16 protein-coding genes are annotated in these 16,633 nt (G+C 69.1%); 10 read left to right on the top strand and 6 right to left on the bottom strand.

The window, feature by feature from the left end; genetic code table 11:
* Positions 1 to 103: 103 nt before the first annotated feature.
* From H6726_08380 to H6726_08370, 3 genes are read left to right on the top strand one after another with little or no spacing between them, the layout of a single operon-like run.
* Positions 104 to 829, top strand: a complete 726-nt coding sequence (locus H6726_08380) for a TRAP transporter small permease subunit (protein ID MCB9657647.1) — start codon at positions 104 to 106, stop codon at positions 827 to 829.
* A 1-nt stretch (position 830) separates the two neighbouring features.
* A complete protein-coding gene (locus H6726_08375) occupies positions 831 to 2,390 on the top strand; it encodes a TRAP transporter large permease (GenBank protein ID MCB9657646.1) in 1,560 nt (519 codons plus the stop codon).
* Entirely contained in the window at positions 2,387 to 3,190 is an 804-nt protein-coding gene (locus tag H6726_08370; protein ID MCB9657645.1) for a hypothetical protein, read from the top strand. Before H6726_08375 ends, H6726_08370 begins: the two co-directional genes overlap by 4 nt.
* Positions 3,191 to 3,202: 12 nt before the next feature.
* On the opposite strand, the gene H6726_08365 is transcribed toward H6726_08370, so the two are convergent.
* A complete protein-coding gene (locus H6726_08365) occupies positions 3,203 to 3,967 on the bottom strand; it encodes a hypothetical protein (GenBank protein ID MCB9657644.1) in 765 nt (254 codons plus the stop codon).
* 271 nt (positions 3,968 to 4,238) lie between these two features.
* On the opposite strand from H6726_08365, the gene H6726_08360 reads away from it, so the two are divergent.
* Complete coding sequence (locus tag H6726_08360; GenBank protein ID MCB9657643.1) at positions 4,239 to 5,852, top strand: hypothetical protein; 1,614 nt, start codon at positions 4,239 to 4,241, stop codon at positions 5,850 to 5,852.
* A 4-nt stretch (positions 5,853 to 5,856) separates the two neighbouring features.
* Here the strand turns inward: H6726_08360 and H6726_08355 are convergent, their stop codons facing one another.
* Entirely contained in the window at positions 5,857 to 7,344 is a 1,488-nt protein-coding gene (locus tag H6726_08355) for a hypothetical protein (protein MCB9657642.1), read from the bottom strand.
* Between the two features lie 55 nt (positions 7,345 to 7,399).
* On the opposite strand from H6726_08355, the gene H6726_08350 reads away from it, so the two are divergent.
* From H6726_08350 to H6726_08340, 3 genes are read left to right on the top strand one after another with little or no spacing between them, the layout of a single operon-like run.
* Positions 7,400 to 7,945: a hypothetical protein gene (locus H6726_08350; GenBank protein ID MCB9657641.1), complete on the top strand. Its 546-nt coding sequence runs from the start codon at positions 7,400 to 7,402 to the stop codon at positions 7,943 to 7,945.
* Entirely contained in the window at positions 7,942 to 8,721 is a 780-nt protein-coding gene (locus H6726_08345) for a hypothetical protein (GenBank protein ID MCB9657640.1), read from the top strand. Before H6726_08350 ends, H6726_08345 begins: the two co-directional genes overlap by 4 nt.
* A 9-nt stretch (positions 8,722 to 8,730) precedes the next feature.
* Positions 8,731 to 9,495, top strand: a complete 765-nt coding sequence (locus tag H6726_08340) for a type III pantothenate kinase (protein MCB9657639.1) — start codon at positions 8,731 to 8,733, stop codon at positions 9,493 to 9,495.
* 4 nt (positions 9,496 to 9,499) lie between these two features.
* Here the strand turns inward: H6726_08340 and H6726_08335 are convergent, their stop codons facing one another.
* The 3 genes from H6726_08335 to H6726_08325 form a co-directional block, all read right to left on the bottom strand.
* Entirely contained in the window at positions 9,500 to 9,811 is a 312-nt protein-coding gene (locus H6726_08335; protein ID MCB9657638.1) for a polyhydroxyalkanoic acid system family protein, read from the bottom strand.
* A gap of 47 nt (positions 9,812 to 9,858) precedes the next feature.
* The gene (locus H6726_08330) at positions 9,859 to 10,668 is read right to left on the bottom strand and encodes a hypothetical protein (GenBank protein ID MCB9657637.1); all 810 of its coding nucleotides are present in this window, start codon (positions 10,666 to 10,668) and stop codon (positions 9,859 to 9,861) included.
* Positions 10,669 to 10,779: 111 nt separating this feature from the next.
* Positions 10,780 to 12,177, bottom strand: a complete 1,398-nt coding sequence (locus H6726_08325) for a cytochrome P450 (GenBank protein MCB9657636.1) — start codon at positions 12,175 to 12,177, stop codon at positions 10,780 to 10,782.
* A 103-nt stretch (positions 12,178 to 12,280) separates the two neighbouring features.
* Here H6726_08325 and H6726_08320 point away from each other — a divergent pair, with 103 nt between their 5' ends.
* The 3 genes from H6726_08320 to H6726_08310 are packed head-to-tail and all read left to right on the top strand — an operon-like array spanning position 12,281 to position 14,966.
* Positions 12,281 to 12,922 carry a TetR/AcrR family transcriptional regulator gene (locus H6726_08320; protein ID MCB9657635.1) on the top strand — a complete coding sequence of 214 codons (642 nt, stop codon included), beginning with the start codon at positions 12,281 to 12,283 and terminating at the stop codon, positions 12,920 to 12,922.
* Positions 12,919 to 14,019: a tRNA-dihydrouridine synthase family protein gene (locus H6726_08315; protein MCB9657634.1), complete on the top strand. Its 1,101-nt coding sequence runs from the start codon at positions 12,919 to 12,921 to the stop codon at positions 14,017 to 14,019. Before H6726_08320 ends, H6726_08315 begins: the two co-directional genes overlap by 4 nt.
* Positions 14,016 to 14,966, top strand: a complete 951-nt coding sequence (locus tag H6726_08310; protein MCB9657633.1) for a radical SAM protein — start codon at positions 14,016 to 14,018, stop codon at positions 14,964 to 14,966. The genes H6726_08315 and H6726_08310 overlap by 4 nt, the downstream gene beginning before the upstream one ends.
* A 21-nt stretch (positions 14,967 to 14,987) precedes the next feature.
* On the opposite strand, the gene H6726_08305 is transcribed toward H6726_08310, so the two are convergent.
* Positions 14,988 to 16,346 (bottom strand): sigma-70 family RNA polymerase sigma factor, encoded by a 1,359-nt coding sequence (locus H6726_08305; protein MCB9657632.1) that lies wholly within the window; start codon positions 16,344 to 16,346, stop codon positions 14,988 to 14,990.
* Positions 16,347 to 16,633: the final 287 nt, after the last annotated feature.

Raw genomic sequence — 16,633 nt, 5'->3', positions numbered from 1 at the left:
GCCACGGGCCGCGGCCAATTCGCGCGTGTTTCGGTCCGCCGCACGACTTGATACGCTCGCGCCCCTGCGCCACGCTGCGCGCCCGACACCCCCGGAGGACCCTGTGACCACACTGCGCCGAATCGACGAAGGGCTGGCGCGCGGCGAAGCCGCCCTCACCGCCACCGTGCTGCTGGCGATGATCTTCGTCGCCGCCTTCCAAGCCCTGCTGCGCAATTGCTCCGACATGGGCTTCGTTTGGGCCAGCAACCTGCTGCCATCGATCAGCTGGGTCGACCAATTCCTGATGAAGGGCACGCTGTGGGTCGCGTTCCTGGGCGCGTCGCTGGCAACGCACGACGACAAGCACATCGCCATCGACATCCTGCCCAGGCTCGCGTCGCCCAAGGTCCGCGCCGTGATGCGGGGCATCGTCGGTGTCACCGTGGGGGGCATCTGCCTGCAGTACGGGCGCGTCATCATGCGCACCATCCTCAACAACGCCAGCGAGGTCCCGCTGGAGTACGAGGTCATGGCCGACGCAGGACGCGCCCACATCTGCGACGCGCCGTCCAGCGTCTTCACGGATCAGCTCTCCCGCCCGGACGTCTTCTGCGGCGTTCGCGGTGCGCTCGAGTCCATGAACGTCCCGGTCGCCACGCCAGAGGCCGCGCTCGAGCTGATCGTCCCCACGATGTTCATGCTCATGGCCATCCGCTTCTTCATCAAGGGCCTGGCGTCGTTCGCGAGTGTCCCCAGCGGCGGCGAGCCTGATCCGCACGCCCGTCCCGCGTCGGCATCCGCCCCGGCCGCCGACGCGTCTCCGGCCTCTGCGGAAGGGGAGGGCTGACATGGACCTCTGGATCATCGTGTTCCTGGTCGGCCTCGCGCTCTTGGGGGCCCCCCTCTTCGCCATCTTCGGCGCGGCCGCCATGCTGCTCTTCGCGGAGATGCCCAATACACCCATCACGGGCGCCACCAACGACGTCTTCAGCGAGAAGTTCGCCAACTCGCCGCTCTTGGTGACCATCCCGCTGTTCACGTTCGCGGGCTACCTCATGGCGGAGTCTGGCACGCCCCAGCGCCTCGTGAAGATGTCCCGGGCTTGGCTGGGGTGGCTCCCCGGGGGCCTCGCCATCGTGTGTCTGATGGCGTCGGCGTTCTTCACCACCTTCACGGGTGGAAGCGGCATCACGATCGTGGCCATCGGGGGCCTCCTGTACCCCGCGCTCATCGCGGACCGCTACCCGGAGCGCTTCTCGCTCGGGCTCGTCACCTCGGGTGGCTCCCTGGGCCTGCTCTTCCCACCCAGCTTGCCGATCATCATCTACGGCGTCGTCGCCGGCGTGCAGATCGAATACCTCTTCATGGCGGGCATCATCCCCGGCGTCGTCACGCTCGTGGCCATCGGCGTCTACGCGTTCTACATGGGCGTCTCCACCAAGATGCCGCGCACGCCGTTCGTCATGGACGACGCGATGAAGGCGCTGTGGGAGACCAAGTGGGAGGTCCTGCTCCCCATCGCGCTGCTCGGCGGCATCATGACGGGCACGCTGCGCATCCATGAGGCCGCCGCGTTCACCGCCCTGTACGTGCTCGTCATCGAGGTCTGGGTCTACAAGGACGTGTCGTTCCGTGGGGACCTGCCGCGCATCATCCGCGAGTCCATGACCCTCGTGGGCGCCATCTTGATCATCCTCGCCACAGCGGTCGGCTTCACCTCGTTCCTGATCCAGGCCCGCGTGCCGTTCCTGATCCTCGACGCGATGAGCGCTTTCATCGACAGCAAGCTGGCGTTCCTCTTGCTGCTCAACGTGTTCCTGATCGTCGTAGGCATGCTCATGGACATCTTCAGCGCCATCGTCGTGGTGGTTCCGTTGATCGTGCCCATCGCGACACGCTTCGGGGTGGACCCGGTGCATCTCGGGATCGTCTTCCTGCTCAACCTCGAGATCGGGTACATGACCCCGCCGGTCGGCCTCAACCTGTTCATCTCGAGCTTCCGCTTCGAGAAGCCGGTCACGTCGCTCTACCGCGCCGTGCTGCCCTTCATCGGGTTGCTGCTGGTCGCCCTCGCCATCACGACCTACGGGGAGTCGCTCTCCATGTGGCTCCCGACGCGCATGGGCTACGAGCCCACGGCCAGCATGCACGCACCCTCGGCCGACCCGTCGCCCACGGGACCTGGGGAGACCACCGCCGATCCAGACGGACTCGAGGGTGACGCCCCGCTCGACCTGGACGACCTCGAGGGCGACGAGCCCCTCAATCTCGACGACCTCGAGGGAGAGGATGGCGCGCTGAACCTGGATGATCTCGAGGCCGAGGACGAGGGTGGCCCGCTGAGCCTCGACGACCTGGAGGAAGAGCTGGGCGACGAGAGTGGCCCAGCAGAGGACGAGGCGCCGTGAGCCGTTCGGGCGCAGCGCCGTTCCTCGTGGTGCTGGTCGCAGCCACGGCCCTGTCGGCTTGCGGGGGTCCGAGCGTGGCGCCAGCGTCGGCGACGGTCCGTAGCGCAGAGGGCGCTCATGCGCTCGACCCCAGCGCCCTCGCGCTCGCGCGTGAGGTGTGGAGCGGTCTCGAAGGAACGCACAACACGTGCGATGAGTTCGACTACTTCCCGGACGGCGGCATCCGCATCTTCGCGTGTCACGTGTTCTCGCTCGCCAGCTACGAGCGCATCGTGGGCGCGACCAGCCTCGCGCCGTTCGTCAGCGGACCCCATCAGGGGGGGCTCGACCTCCACGCAACCGACGACTTCGGGCACTACGACCCCGCGTTCGTTCGCTTCGTCGCCGAGCACGCGGTGCCTGCACAGCGCGACAGCGCCTTACGCGCCGCGACTCAGGCGCACTACGACCGCTACGTCGCGCCGCTCGCGCGGATCCTCTTCGCCACGCACCAGAAGCTTGCCGACAACCCCGCCTGCGCGGCCGCAGAGCTCGCGGAGTATCGGGCCGCGATCGAGCGGGGCGACACGCGCGACTACGTGGAGCCCTGGTTCTTCTTCATGAACGACACCTACTGCCGTCACCGCCGCGGGGAATACGAGGACTACGACGACAACGGGTTCGACGGCGGCTATGACGGAAACGTGGTCAAGACGTCCGTGGGCTTCTGGCTGCGCCGCACGCTCGATGGGACGGAGTCGACCTTCTTCGATGCGTTGGTCGTCCTGATGGACACCTACGAGCCCTCTCCCGCGCGCTGAGCGACGCCGCGTTCAATAGAACGCGTGTCCGAGCAGCAGGCGCGCGCTGGGTGCCACGGGCTGCTGGCTGGCCCTGGACCACACGATCACGTCCGCGCCGAGGGTGGCCCCTATGTAGAGCGCCTGGAAGCGGTGCGCGAAGCCCAGCTCCATCCCGACGCTGGCGAAGGCGCCCTGGCCCGGTGGCTGGTAGCGCCCGACCACGGACAACGTGAGCCCGTCGAGTCCGCGACCCCACACCAGGCCGCCAACCCGTGCCGCCAGGGAGAGGCCTCGCGGAGCTCGTAGAAGCGTCACCAACTCCACGTCGAGCCGTAGGCGCGCGACCCCGGCGCGTTCGAACGGAGCCAAGGCGAGGCCCACGCCCACACTCCCTCGCACCAACCTCACCACGTCCGTGTAGCTAGCGAAGCGCCGCGTCGGACGCTCTGCGTCGAGCGTCAGACCTTGGTCGGGAGCGCACTCCGGAAGGCGTGCCGCTGCGGCGCGGTGGCATTCTTGGGGAGCGGTGCGGACCATCCCGGCGACGTCGTCGTCTTGGTCGTCTTGGTCGTCTTGGTCGTCGCGGCCGTCGTGGTCATCGTGACCGTCGTGTCCGTGGTCGTCCTCCACCCGTCTGCCCCCCGCCACCCGCGATGCGACGAGCGGCTCACGCCAGTCGGACCGGGCGGCGGCAGGCTCCGCGCTCACGGGGGACGGGATGCCGGTCAGGGCGCCGAGAGCGGCGACCCAGCAGCAGAGCGGCGCGTGGGCCGATGTTGAATGGAGTGTGGCCATGGAGCGTCTCGACTGCGCTTGTCGGTCGCCTCCGCGCCGAATTGCGCGCGGGGTTGCCTGTCCTCCATTTTTCTGTCTCATCTCCTGTGGGTGCGGCCGCGGGTTCCCTCTCATGTCGGGGGAAGTGGTGTACGCTGCGCCGAGGTCCACGATGCTTCGACACGCGCTGCTGCTTTCCCTCTCCGTAGCTTTCACTCTCCCGGGGTGCTTTCTCTTCCGACCCCGCCAGCCAGCGCGCGTGGTGGTGCGACCCGCGGGATATGGCTCTGGGGTGACCGTCGCCGGCAGCGCGGCTGCACCCCAGAACGACCTCCCTCCCCGAGAGGCTCTGGAGCGGGTCGAGGCGCACGCGACCAGCGCTCAGTACGTGCGCACCGGGCCTGCTGTCCACAACGCCAACATGCCGCAGAACGGCCTCGTGGCCTACGCGCTCGACGCCGACGCGGGGCAGTGCTTCTTGGCCGTCGCCGTCAGCCCACCGGGAACGGATCTCAACATGGTGGTGATCGACCCGCGTGGCGCGGCCGTGGCTCACAACGTCCAGCCCGACGCCCATCCTTGGGTGGAGTTGTGCGCTGCGACTCGCGGACGCCACGTCGTGCGCTTGCAGATGGTGCGCGGCAGCGGCGAGTATTACTACGCCGTCTACGCTCGTCAGGGCAGCCAGCAGGCGGACATCGCGGGTCTGTACGGGGACGCGGCCGCCACGCAAGTGCAGGCCGCCACCTTGGACGCGGACACGCAAGGGCGGGTGAGCGCGCTCGATCAGCGGCTGCGTGCACAGCGTTATCAGAACGTCTCGGCCGCGCAGGGGGTGCAGCTCGCCACTCGTGAGCAGCGCGACTATCCGCTGAATCTGCAGGGGGGCTACTGCTACGCGTTCGCCACGTTCGGAGGCCCCGGCACGAGCGACACGGACATCTTCATCCTCGATGGAAACGAGCAGAACCTGGCGGCCGACCAGGCCACCGCGCGCGACGCAATGGTCGAATTCTGTCCGCCGTTGCCGGGGGCCTATACGCTGCGCGCGCGCCTCTACAATGGCGCCGGTCCGGTGTTCGTGGCGGCGTGGGCCCGCCCGGAAGCAGGCGCGAGCAGCGTCCCACCTCCGAGCGCGACCACGGTCGTCGGGACCTCGACGGCGGCGGTGAGCCTCGACGACAGCTACCGCCGCCTCGACGCGGACATGATCGCGCGCGGCTACGAGCACTACGGGGAGCCCGCGTCCGGCGAGCTCACGCAGGGGCAGACGCAGGACTTCGGCATCAGCCTCGAAGGCGGCAAGTGCTACGCCATCCTCGCCGTGGGAGACACTGGCGTGCGAGACCTCGACCTCGCCGTGCTCGACGCCAGCGGTCAGGCCATCGACCGTGACGTCGAAGCCGACGCGCGGCCCGTCGTGCGCGTGTGTCCCGAGCGCTCGGGAGAGAGTCGCATCCAAGTGCGCATGGCGAGTGGCGGCGGCGCCTTTCGCTACGTCGCCTACCGTTGGCCGCGCGGTACTCGAGGCCCCTTCAACCTGAACGGCCTCATCTATGTGCGCTTGGCCGAGGTGACCGCGCTCCTCAGCGTCGATGGATACGAGCCCAGCGTGGACTTCATGCCCGATCGAGGACGCCTGCGGAGCACTGGCGCCACCGCACGTCACAGCGTGCAGCTCCCGGCGGGGCGCTGTCTCTCGGTGCTGACGGTGGGCGGTGACGGCGTACACGATCTCGACGCCACAATCAGCCTCGGCGGCAGCCAGCTGTCTCGCGACACCTCCCACAACGCCTTCCCCGACATCCGTTTCTGTACGGAGCGCGCCGGGAACTACACGCTCGAGATCACCGCACGCGCCGGGGCGGGCGAGTATTTCTATCAGGTGTTCGAGCAGAGCCGCTGAGCGTCTATCCAGGTGGAGCGGCTTCGGGGGTCGCTCCGGCCGGCGCGGGTTCGTCGGACACCAGCTCCAGCATGATGCGCGCAGCCCGCGCATCGCTGCGCGTGCCGTCCACGTTGGGCACCGGAAAGTGTCGGGACTCGCGCGCCTCGCGGCCCAGGTTGGTCACGGCGATCGCCACCCAGACGGTGTCGTCGCCCAGCTCCACGGGGAGATAGCTGTGGGGAGTTCCCCGCCGCGAGGGCGCGCTCATCCGTCCCAACTCGCGCCCGTCGCTCGCGAGGCGCGCGACCGCGAGCGACCAGGCCACACCGAATTCGCCTCGCAGGAACACGCGCAAGCGTGACTGCGGGGCTGCCTCCCCGACGTGCACCAGCGCGTAGAACGTGCCCGTGGGCTCGATCTCGATGGGCGGATCCAGTTCGCCGGTCGATGGTGGGTGGGTGCTGAGGTGGCTGGTCGAGAGGGTCAGCAGCGCAGGTGGCGCGGCGTTCGGCCCCAGCTGCGCGACCCACGCGGGGCTGCTCGGTGTGCGCCGCGTGCCCGCCAGGAAGCGGTCGAGGGCCACGGTCTCGATGGCAGCCGCGGTCGGGTCGTCGCTGACGCGCAGGACCGTCTCGAGGGCCTCCCACAGATCGGGCGACCCGCGGTAGCCCGTCCCCTCCCAGGTCCGCTGCGAGGCCAGATCCCAGAGCGACGCGACGAACTCCCCAGCCGTCGACTCGTGTCTTTGTGACAGGGCTGCCAAGAGCAGCGCGCCGCCAGCCGTGGGCACCTCGTCGGCATAGGGGACGTAGGCTTCGAACGGCTGCGCCTGGTTCTCGAGCGCCTCGTCCTCGCAGCCCCACCGTCCCGTCAGCCGCTGCGCGAGGTAGGCCGCGGTCGCGCGGCGCCAGCTCTCGGCCTCGGCCGGGTCCAGCGACAACAGGCGCGCCTCGGCGTAGGCGGTCGCCGCGCACACCTCGGTGTCCGCCGAAGGGAGCCAGCTGGGCGCCCGCGCAAACGAGCTGCCTCGGTCGAGGTAGCTGAAGAGGCTGCGCTCGTCGAAGCCAGCGCGGCTCATCACGTCGTCCACCATGTACACGTCGAAGCCGACTGTGCCGCCGCGTCCTCCGTCCATGATCGCTTCTGGCCAGCCCTCCTGGAGAAGCAGCGCGTGCATCGCCTCCACGCCCCGCAGCGCGCTGGCCACGGTAGCCTCACCCACGTCGCCAGCGGCGTGAATGGCGATGGGCGCGAGCTCGGACTCCAAGCGGACCGCCGTGGGCGGGCGCGCATCGGGCTCGCGGTCTGCGAGCCGCTCGCCCACCCAGCGCTCTCCTGACTGGTGCACGACGGCGCTCGCCCAGTCGTGCAGCCCGAGCGGATCGAGCGGTCCCGCATCCGGGCCGGCTTCCTCACCCACGCCGCAGCCGAGCAGGCCCACCGCCAGCACCAGCAGCGCGGCGGCCCGCGAGGCACCGCCGCGGCTACCGCAGGGTGGGGGGCTCGGCATGGCAAACATTTGACACGGTCGCACAACAGGTTCTACATCGTCGGTGGAGGATTCTGTGTCCAATATCGGCTTCGATCCCAAAGGTTTCTACGAGTTCGACCTCGCGCGCGGTGCCGTCAGCACCCGCGGCGGGGCACGCGTCATCGTCCTGTCCGACACCGTCGTGGCCAGCTTGGTTTCGGCCGCGGTCGAGACGGGCGATCTCACCGTGTTGCGCGAGCTCGGCAAGCAAATCGGCGCGCAGGTGGTGTCCTCTCTCGGCGGAACGGTCTTCGACGACTCGCCCGAGCAGGTGCTCGCCCACACCGCCGGATGGCTCGGCGCGCTCGGCTGGGGCCGGCTGGGGCTGGAGCGCTGGGGCAACGCCCTGGTGGCCGTGATGGAGGAAGTGCCCGCCCTCGACGAGGACAGCCTGGGCATCGCGGCGCTGCTCGGCGGCGTCATCTCCGCGCTCTCGGAGCTCGAGGTCGCTTGCGTGCCCGTCGGCGGCAAGTTCTTGGTGTGCAATCCGGCCATCGCCGAGTCCGTCTGGTTGTGGGCGAACGACGGCGTCGAGCTGGGGACCATCGTCGACCAGCTGATCATCGCGGAGGCCTCGTGAGCGCGGCGCAGGTCGCCAAGCTGGAGGTGCTCCTCGCGCGTGTGCGCGCGCGCAAGCTCGAGCCTGGCCTGCGCCTGGTGGACGCGGACGAGGTCCAGGCGCCGCACGACGGCGTGGCCGCAGTTTCCGTCGCGGCACCCGTGGAAGCTCCGATCACTCCCGTGGAACGTCCGGCGCCCGTCGCAGCGGCTCCGGCTCCCGTGGAGCGTCCGGCGCCCGTCGCAGCGGCCCCGGCTCCCGTGGAACGTCCGGCGCCCGTCGCAGCGGCTCCGGCTCCCGTGGAACGTCCGGCGCCCGTCGCGGCAGCCCCCGCTCCCACGCTCGTGGAGGCGCCGGCGCCCGTGGAGGCCCCTGCGCCCACGCAGCGCGCGTCGTTGCTCGACCTCGACGAGCCGGTCGCGTCGCGGCCGGCTGCGGCAGCCCCCGCAAGTCCGCGCACCACCATCGACGTGGATCCGGACGACGACGAGCTGTTCGACCTGGACGTGGAGCCCGTGCGCCCGACGCCAGCGAAGCTCGAGCTGGTCGAGTCGGACGACTCCGACGCCCTGGTGACCGCCGTCGCACGCCCCGCGCCGACCGACGCCGTGGCCGCCGCGCCCGCCGCTCCCGTCGAGGTCGGCTCGGGCATCCACAGCGCGGGCCCCGTCCGTATGGAGGCCCCTGTGCCCGTCGCTTCCGGGCCGGTCGCCACCTTCACTGGCGTCGCCAAGCGCACCGAGGCGCTCTCGTTCGGCGAGCTGGTGGGGCTGGCCATGTCCCTGACCACGCGCTAAGGCTCGCACATGCTGCTGGCCGTCGACGTGGGCAACACGCACACGGTGTTGGGTCTCTATGAGGGCTCGACGCTCGTGCATGATTTCCGGATCGAGACCTCCAAGGGGCGCACCATGGACGAGTACCACGTCCTGTTGCTCAACTTGCTCCAGGTCGCGAACGTGCCGCGCGCCAGCGTCCGGGCCAGCATCCTGGCCTCCGTGGTGCCCACGCTGAACGACACCCTCATCGAGGCCGTCGACCGTGCCTTCGACCACGAGATCCTCGTGGTGGGGCCAGGTATCAAGACCGGCATGCCCATCCTCTACGAGAACCCGCGCGAGGTGGGCGCCGACCGCATCGTCAACGCGGTCGCGGCCTACGAGCGCGTCGAGGGGCAGGTCATCGTCGTGGACTTCGGCACGGCCACCACCTTCGACTGCATCAGCGCCAAGGGCGAGTACCTCGGGGGCGCCATCGCGCCGGGCATGCAGATCAGCGCGCACGCCCTGTTCGACCGCGCGGCGCGTCTCCCGCGCGCCGAGATCGTGCGGCCGCCGCGCGCCGTGGGGCGCAACACCGTGCACTCCATGCAGTCGGGCATCGTGTTCGGCTACGTGGGCCTGGTGGACGGCCTGGTGCGGCGCCTGTGGGACGAGATGGGCAGCTCCTGCACGGTCATCGGCACGGGCGGCTTGGCCCGCCTGATCGAGCCCGAGAGCGAGACCATCGACGAGGTCGACGAGTTCCTCACGCTCGACGGTCTGCGCCTGCTCTACGAGCGGAACAGCTGACGCGTCAGAGCTCGCCCGCCTTCTCCTTCGCGAGCCACTCGTTCACCTCGCGCTCGACCAGACCGAGCGCCGTCGAGCGGAACGGACGGAACAGAAACGGCACGTCGAGATCCATCTCGATGGCCTTGGGCGTGAGCCCCAGAGACCCCCTCAAGGTCACGCCCTTCACCGTGAACTGCACGTCGGCTTCGGTGGGCGTGCGCCAGGTGGCTTTCGGGGCGTACTCGGCGAATCGTGCGGAGTACGCCTCCCAGGCCTTGTCGGTGACGAGGCGCGCGCGTTCGATGGTCAGCTCATGGGGGATGGCATGCTTCATGCGCCCCAAGAGTGCGGACGAACGCCGCGCCTTGCAACCTTTTGGGCTCAGCCCGCCATGGCGGACTGCAGCGGCGCAGGCGCCAGCCGCGGGTCCGAAGAGCCCTGCTTCTCACACTCGCGCGCCCACATGTAGAAGCACGTGAAGTACGTGATCTTCATGTAGCCGCCGACCGCCCAGTACAGGTTCACGAAGAACATGAACGCGAACATGCCGAGCAGCGGGCTGAACCCGCCGAGCACGCGCCAGGAGCCGACACCGAGCGCCCAGCAGGCGAGGCCCAGCACGTAGGTGGCGAGACCCATGCCGATGATGCCCGAGCCCACCTGGGTGGGGTCGTTCTCGGCCAGCTCCTTGCTGCGCTTGAAGGCGTTGAAGAAGCCCGTGTTCTCGATGACCATGGCCGGCATCACGACGTAGGTGGCAGCGGTCCAGACCGCGCGCACGATGCCCGCGAGGATGCTGCCGACGATGTCGTCGCGCTCACGCGCGTAGGTGGCCATCAGCTCGAAGGCCGCAGACAACGCCGCAAAGATGAGGATGCCAGGCGACGCTGCAAAGGTGCGCGAGAGCGCTGGCTTGAACTCCGCGTTGCCCGTCGTGACCTGATCGTAGATCAGCGAGACGGTCAGGCCGTTGCAGAAGTAGTCGATGAAGTACAGGCCGGTGAGCCCGACGGCGGCCACGACGTAGCCGATCGCGCTGTCTTGCGTGAAGTGATAGATGATCGTGAAGACGATCATGGCCGGGATGGCCAGCACGAGGTTCAGGACGAGCGGCGACAGCAGGGTCTTGTTCTGCTTGATCATCCCAAGCACCTGACCCATGAAGCTGAACACCCGGAAATAGCGAGACATGTATCGATCCTCCTCTGGGTGCCCCCACCCAGTTAGGTGCGCATGGTCACACATCTCGCATCGAAAGGGAATGTCCTAAGCGAGGGACATGAGCCGCGCTCGGCGCCGTGCTCAGGCGTGCGGCATCGCGACCATCGGGACCCCCCCAGCCGGTCGGAGCGTGACAGCCGACTCCGGGACGACCCGGTGACCGGGGATGAGGTCGAAGCGATGTCCTCCAGCCAGCGTGGCCAGCAGCAGCGTCGCTTCCACCAGCGCGAAGCTGCGGCCGATGCACAGCCGCGGGCCGCCGCCGAACGGAAAGTAGGCGAAGCGATGGGGGAGCTTGGTGCCGGGCGCGAAGCGGTCGGGGTCGAAGCCCTCCGGGTTGGGGAACAGCGCCGGGTGTCGCTGCACCACCCACGGGCTCATGAGCACCAGGCTGCCGCGCGGGATGAAGTACCCCCCGAGCTCGTCGTCTTCGGTAGGGGAGCGGGCGATCATCCAGGCAGGAGGGTAGAGGCGCATCACCTCGTCGATGACCTGGCGCGTGTAGACGAGCGACGGGACGTCTTCGAGCGTGGGGCTGCGGCCCTCGAGCACCTCGTCCAGCTCCCGCTTCAACCGTTGGGCCACCAGCGGGTGCCGAGACAGCTGTACGAACGCCCAGCTCAGCGCGTTCGCGGTGGTCTCGTGCCCAGCCAGGAAGATCGTCATGACCTCGTCGCGCAGCTGCGCATCGCTCATGCGTTCCCCCGTCTCTGGGTCGGTCGCGTGGAGCAACAGGCTGAGCAGGTCGTCGTTGACCGCGTGGGCGCGCCGATGTTCATCGATGATGCGGAAGACGATGGCGTCCAGGTTGTCCCGATGGCGCAGGAAGGAGCGGTTCTGCGGAGTGGGGATGGAGAGGGGCAGCTGGAACGGCTTCCGCAAGCGCCGGTTCGACTCGGCCGTGATGAAGTCGACCGCCTCCCCGACGATGCGGGCCTCACGCTCGACCACCCCGCTGCCCAGCAGCGTGGTCGCCACCACGTCCAGCGTCAGGCGCATCATCGCGCCGTGCATGTCGAACGCCTCCCCGGTCACGAACGACGCGCGCGTTCGCTCTGCGGCCTCGGTCATGGCTGGCGTGAGCGCGTCGATGCGCTTCTTGTGGAACGCTGGCTGTGCGATGCGTCGCTGCCGGAGCCAGAAGTCTCCTTCGCTCGTGAGCAGACCTTCGCCCAACGCCAGGCGCAGCTGCCGCATGCCGCGGGTCTGCTTGCCATAGATGCGGGCACGGTCCTGCAGGACGGTCTGCACCAGCGCGGGATCCGACACGAGGTGGGCCGTGAGCGTGCCGAACTGGAGCCGCACGACGTCACCGTGCTCCTCGCGGAGCCTTAGGAACGTGTAGAGAGGGTCACGGGCGAGGCGCTGATGTCCGATGAGCGGGTCGCCCTTGGGGCTCGGCGCCAGCCGCGCGTTGGTCGGCGCGATGGGGCGGCCCGTGAACAGCGGCGCGGGGGCCGAGAGGTCCAGCACTCTCATCATGGTCGTTCTCCGTGTACGCTCTTGCTGCTCGCACATGGTCCCACGAGGATGCTGTGCTAAAGCGAATGAGATTCTGGTTTCTTTTCTACTCACCCCTTCCATGGAACGCAAGCTCCAATCCGTCACGACCCCCAAGCAGGCGCGCAGCCAGCGCACGCTGTCCAAGCTGCTGGACGCGGCGGAGCTCTTGTTCCTCGACAACCCCCCACAGGACGTGTCGGTCGCCGACATCGTGCGGAAGGCGGGATCTTCCGTCGGGGGCTTCTACTCGCGCTTCCCGGACAAGGACGCGCTCCTGCGTGCGCTGCAGGAGCGCCGCATGGTGGTGGTCCAGCAGGACCTCGAGCGCATCGCGGATCCGGAGCGCTGGCGCGACGTGCCGTTCGGCCTGATGGTGCGTGGACTGCTCCAAGAGCTGGTGCGTCACTATGTCGCGCGGCGTCGGTTGATCGCCGCGTTCGTCTCGGCCGCAGCCCAGAACCCGCGCGAGTGGGCCAACACGGTGCAGCAGCGCGACGCGATGATCGAGGTCGTGCTAGGCCTCATCGTGCCTCAGCACCGCGCGTCCATCCTGCACCCCGACCCCGAGCGCGCGATCCGCTTCGCGACGCACGCCGCGTTCGCCGTGATGGACACCTACGCCATCCGCCTGGCCCTCGACGACAGCGTCTGGCGTGACCCCACCGAGCTGGTGGACGAGCTGCACCGCATGTACATGGGCTACTTGGAGCGAGACCCGTGACGGCCACGTGCAGCACCGCAGCGGGAAACCGGCTGGCGCGCTTCGGCTGGAACCACCCCACCATGCTCGCGCCCATGGAGGGCGCAGGTCATCCGCCGTTCCGAGCCATGGTCGCCGAGCGCGGCGGTGTGGGCATCCTGTGCACCGAGTTCGTGCGCGTACACGGCTCGGACGCGCCGCGCTCACTCCTCGAGCGGGCGATCGTGAAGGTGCCCGGTGTGCCCTTGTCCGTGCAGGTGATGGGCAACGACGCCGAGCTCATGGCGGACGCCGGGCGCATCGTCGCGGGAGCCGGGGCCGACGTGGTGGACATCAACCTCGGCTGCCCGATGCCGCGCGTGGTGCGCAAGGGTGTGGGCGCCGCGATGCTGAAGGATCCCGCGCTTCTGGCCAAGGTGCTGCGGGCCATGCGCGCCGCCGTCCCCGGGGTGCTCTCCGCCAAAATCCGCGCGGGCTTCGACGCGGACTGCGACGCCTCGCAACACGCGGTCACCATCGCGCGCGTGGTCGAGGACGCCGGCGTTGACTTCATCGCCGTTCACCCGCGACGCCGCGCAGATTTCTACGCGGGGGTGGCCGACTGGCGCATCGTCGCCGAGCTGCGTCGGGCGCTCCGCATCCCGGTCATCGGAAACGGCGACATCTGGTACGCCGCCGACTTCGCCCGCATGCGCTCGGAGACGGGCTGCGACGGGGTCATGGTGGGACGCCCGGCCCTACGGAACCCATGGATCTTCGGACAGGCCGCCGCGCTCGCGGAAGGCCGCACGCCGTTCGCGCCGACCGGCGCCGACGTCCTGGCCTATCTGGAAGAGGCGGCTGGGCGCATCGACGCGGTGTATCCGGGCCGTGCTCTCGGACGCATGAAAGAGATCGCGCGCTACATCGGACGCGCCGTACCGGACGAGCTCGCGTTCCAGCGCGAGGCCCTGCGCTCCCCCGACCTGCCCGCGTTGCTCGACGTGGCGCGGCGGCGGCTCGAGCATCTGCCAGCAGACGGGCTCGACCTGCAGGCCGATGGACACCTGGGCCTCGAGCGCAGCGGTCGCTCCGAGCGTGCCGGCGATGGGGCGAGCCGGGCGGGGTGCGCGGCGTGAGCGTCGCGGCCCCACACTCGGGCTCTGTGTCCGGTGGCGCTGCCCTCCTGGGCCAGCGTGTCGTCCAGCTGTCGGAGGTCGAACAGTCCGCGTGGAACCGCCGCTTCGTCGTGACGCTGAGCGACCAGAGCCGTGTCGAGGCGGTCCTCTACCGTGGGGACACACTGTGCGTGTCGACCCAGGTGGGCTGCGCCGTGGCGTGTCCCTTCTGCGCGTCGGGGGCCCGAGGGCTCACTCGCCCACTCACCCTCGCCGAGCTCTGCGCGCAGGTCACGGCGGTCGAGTCTCTCGGGACGGCGCTCCAGCGCGTGACCGCGTCGGGGGTCGGCGAGCCCCTGCACGCGCCGGAGGCCGTCCCGGCCTTCCTCCGCTGGTGTCGTGAGCGCGGCACCCCTGCGAGCGTCACCACCTCGGGCGGACCGCTGCCCCGCTTGCGCGAGCTGCTCGCCGCGCCGCACAACGGCGTGACCATCTCGGTGCATGCGGGGACCGAGCCCACGCGCGCACGCTTGGTGCCGCACGCCCCCGCGCTCGGCCCGTTGTTCGCGTTGTTGGAGGAGACCGTACCGCGGATGTCTCGCACGCGTCGCAAGAAGGTCGCCCTGGCCTACCTGCTGCTCGCGGGCGAGAACGACACGCCCGACGAGCTGGTCGCCTTCGCCAGTCGCGTACGTCCGCTCGGCGTCGCGGTGCACCTCTACCAGCACAACCCGGTCGACAGCTCGACCCTGAATGGCGCCACTCGGGAGTCCTACGAGCGAGCCTACGCGCACCTGCGCGACGCCGGTCTCGTGGTGCGCATGTCCAGCCAGGCGCGCCTCGAGGCCAACGGGGGTTGCGGCACACTCGTCGCGCAGCGCGGGCGCCCTGGACGTCGTGGGCTTCCGCTGGTCGACCAGCGTGAGCCGACGGACGCCTCGGGCGTCCCGCTGGAGAACGACGCCTGAGCGTTCCCAAGCGCGCGGGCGCTAGTTCACGAAGGCCTTGAGCGAGATGTCGCCCTGGGCGTTGCGCAGCTTGCGCAGCGCGAGCGCCTGCAGCTGACGGATGCGCTCGCGGCTCAGCCCGAACTCGCGGCCGATCTCGGCCAGCGTGTACGTCTCCTTGTCGCCGATCCCGAAGCGCATGCAGAGGATGCGCTGCTCGCGCTCGTTCAGCGTGCTGAGCGCCTTCATGATGCTGTCCGTCAGGTCGGCGCGCACCATGGTGTCCATCGGCGTGTCGATGGACTCGTCTGCGATCAGATCTCGCAGCTCGCTGCTGCCGTCCGACCCGACCGGCGTCTCCAGCGACACCGTGTCCCTCGAGATGGTGAGCAGGTTGCGCACCTGCTCGACGGGCAGCGCCATCACCTCGGCGATCTCGGCGGGCGTGGGCTCGCGGCCGAGCTTCGGCACCAGGCGGCGGGTGGCGGTCATGAGCTTGCTGAGCAGCTCCGTGGCATGCACTGGGATGCGAATGGTGCGTGCCTGGTCGGTCGCCGCGCGCGCCATGCTCTGGCGGATCCACCAAGAAGCGTAGGTCGACAGCTTGTAGCCGCGCCGGTAGTCGAACTTGTCGATCGCGCGCATCAGGCCCATGTTCCCCTCCTGGATGAGGTCCAGGAATGGGAGGCCGCGCTTGATGTACTTCTTCGCGATGGCCACCACGAGGCGCAGGTTGGCCTCCACCATCTCGGCCTTCGCGCGCTCCACCTCCATCTCGCGCGCCGCGAGCTCCTCGCGCAGCGCCACGAGCTTGGCGAAGCTCGCGCCGGCGCGCTTCTCCACGCGGCGGCACTCGGTGTCGGACTGCTCCGCGGCCCGACAGTAGTCGTCCAGCGCATCCATGGCGGCTTCGAACTCGGGGGTCAGCACCGCTTGGTGTGGTCGCAGCTCGCCCAGGGAGACTCGCTCGTGGACCGCGTCGAGCCCGAGGTCGGCGAGCCGTGCGTCATGCAGGGCCCGGTACATGCGTTCGCGGCCGCTCTCGATTTGGCGCGCCAGCTCGACCTCGCCTTCGCGGGTCAGCAGGCTCACGGACCCCATCCAGTCCAGGTAGGTCTGGATGGCCTCCCCCGAGGAGAGCTTCTTGGCTTCGCGTGCCTCGCCGCGCTCGCGCTTGCTGCGGCTCTTGGCCAGGCCGGTGCGCGGGTCGTGGTCGTCTTCCAGTAGCTCGATGCGCATCGCGTCGAGCTTTTTCAGCAGCCAGCCGATGGTGCGGTCGCTGGGCCCCATCTGGGCCAGCGCTTCGCTGACTTCGGCGTAGGTCACGAACCCCTTGTCGAGCCCCTGCCCGAGCAGCGTGTCGAAGTGGTTCGGAGGCCGTTCCTGGTTGAGTTCCGTCATGGGCACCCCTTGTGATGAGTAGGCTATATAAGAAGCAACGGTTGCTGTGAGGAGATATTCCGAGCACTCGCGCGCCCGAGACACAGCATGGCGAACATGGGCACGCGAGTGGTGACCGCAAGCGCGGTGATTGCACTATTTCCGTATACAGCTGGTTGGATGCCTCCGCGGCTCGATCGTTTCACGTCTCGCGTGAGAATTTCGAGGCCCAACTCGAACATCATGTCAGCGCAGCGGGCGTCCCGATGGCGATCACGCGCGCATCCCTCGTTCCGTACGGGTACCAT

The organism is Sandaracinaceae bacterium (genome assembly GCA_020633055.1).
Classification (GTDB): domain Bacteria; phylum Myxococcota_A; class Polyangia; order Polyangiales; family Houyiibacteriaceae; genus JADJJE01.
This window is presented reverse-complemented; position numbering and strand designations above follow the sequence as displayed.

Bases quoted from the DNA above. Each gene is read 5' to 3' on its own strand.
- H6726_08355 (MCB9657642.1), bottom strand. From the start codon at position 7,344: ATGCCGAGCCCCCCACCCTGCGGTAGCCGCGGCGGTGCCTCGCGGGCC.
- H6726_08365 (MCB9657644.1), bottom strand. From the start codon at position 3,967: ATGGCCACACTCCATTCAACATCGGCCCACGCGCCGCTCTGCTGCTGG.
- H6726_08375 (MCB9657646.1), top strand. From the start codon at position 831: ATGGACCTCTGGATCATCGTGTTCCTGGTCGGCCTCGCGCTCTTGGGG.
- H6726_08305 (MCB9657632.1), bottom strand. From the start codon at position 16,346: ATGACGGAACTCAACCAGGAACGGCCTCCGAACCACTTCGACACGCTG.
- H6726_08330 (MCB9657637.1), bottom strand. From the start codon at position 10,668: ATGTCTCGCTATTTCCGGGTGTTCAGCTTCATGGGTCAGGTGCTTGGG.
- H6726_08320 (MCB9657635.1), top strand. From the start codon at position 12,281: ATGGAACGCAAGCTCCAATCCGTCACGACCCCCAAGCAGGCGCGCAGC.
- H6726_08335 (MCB9657638.1), bottom strand. From the start codon at position 9,811: ATGAAGCATGCCATCCCCCATGAGCTGACCATCGAACGCGCGCGCCTC.
- H6726_08340 (MCB9657639.1), top strand. From the start codon at position 8,731: ATGCTGCTGGCCGTCGACGTGGGCAACACGCACACGGTGTTGGGTCTC.
- H6726_08325 (MCB9657636.1), bottom strand. From the start codon at position 12,177: ATGAGAGTGCTGGACCTCTCGGCCCCCGCGCCGCTGTTCACGGGCCGC.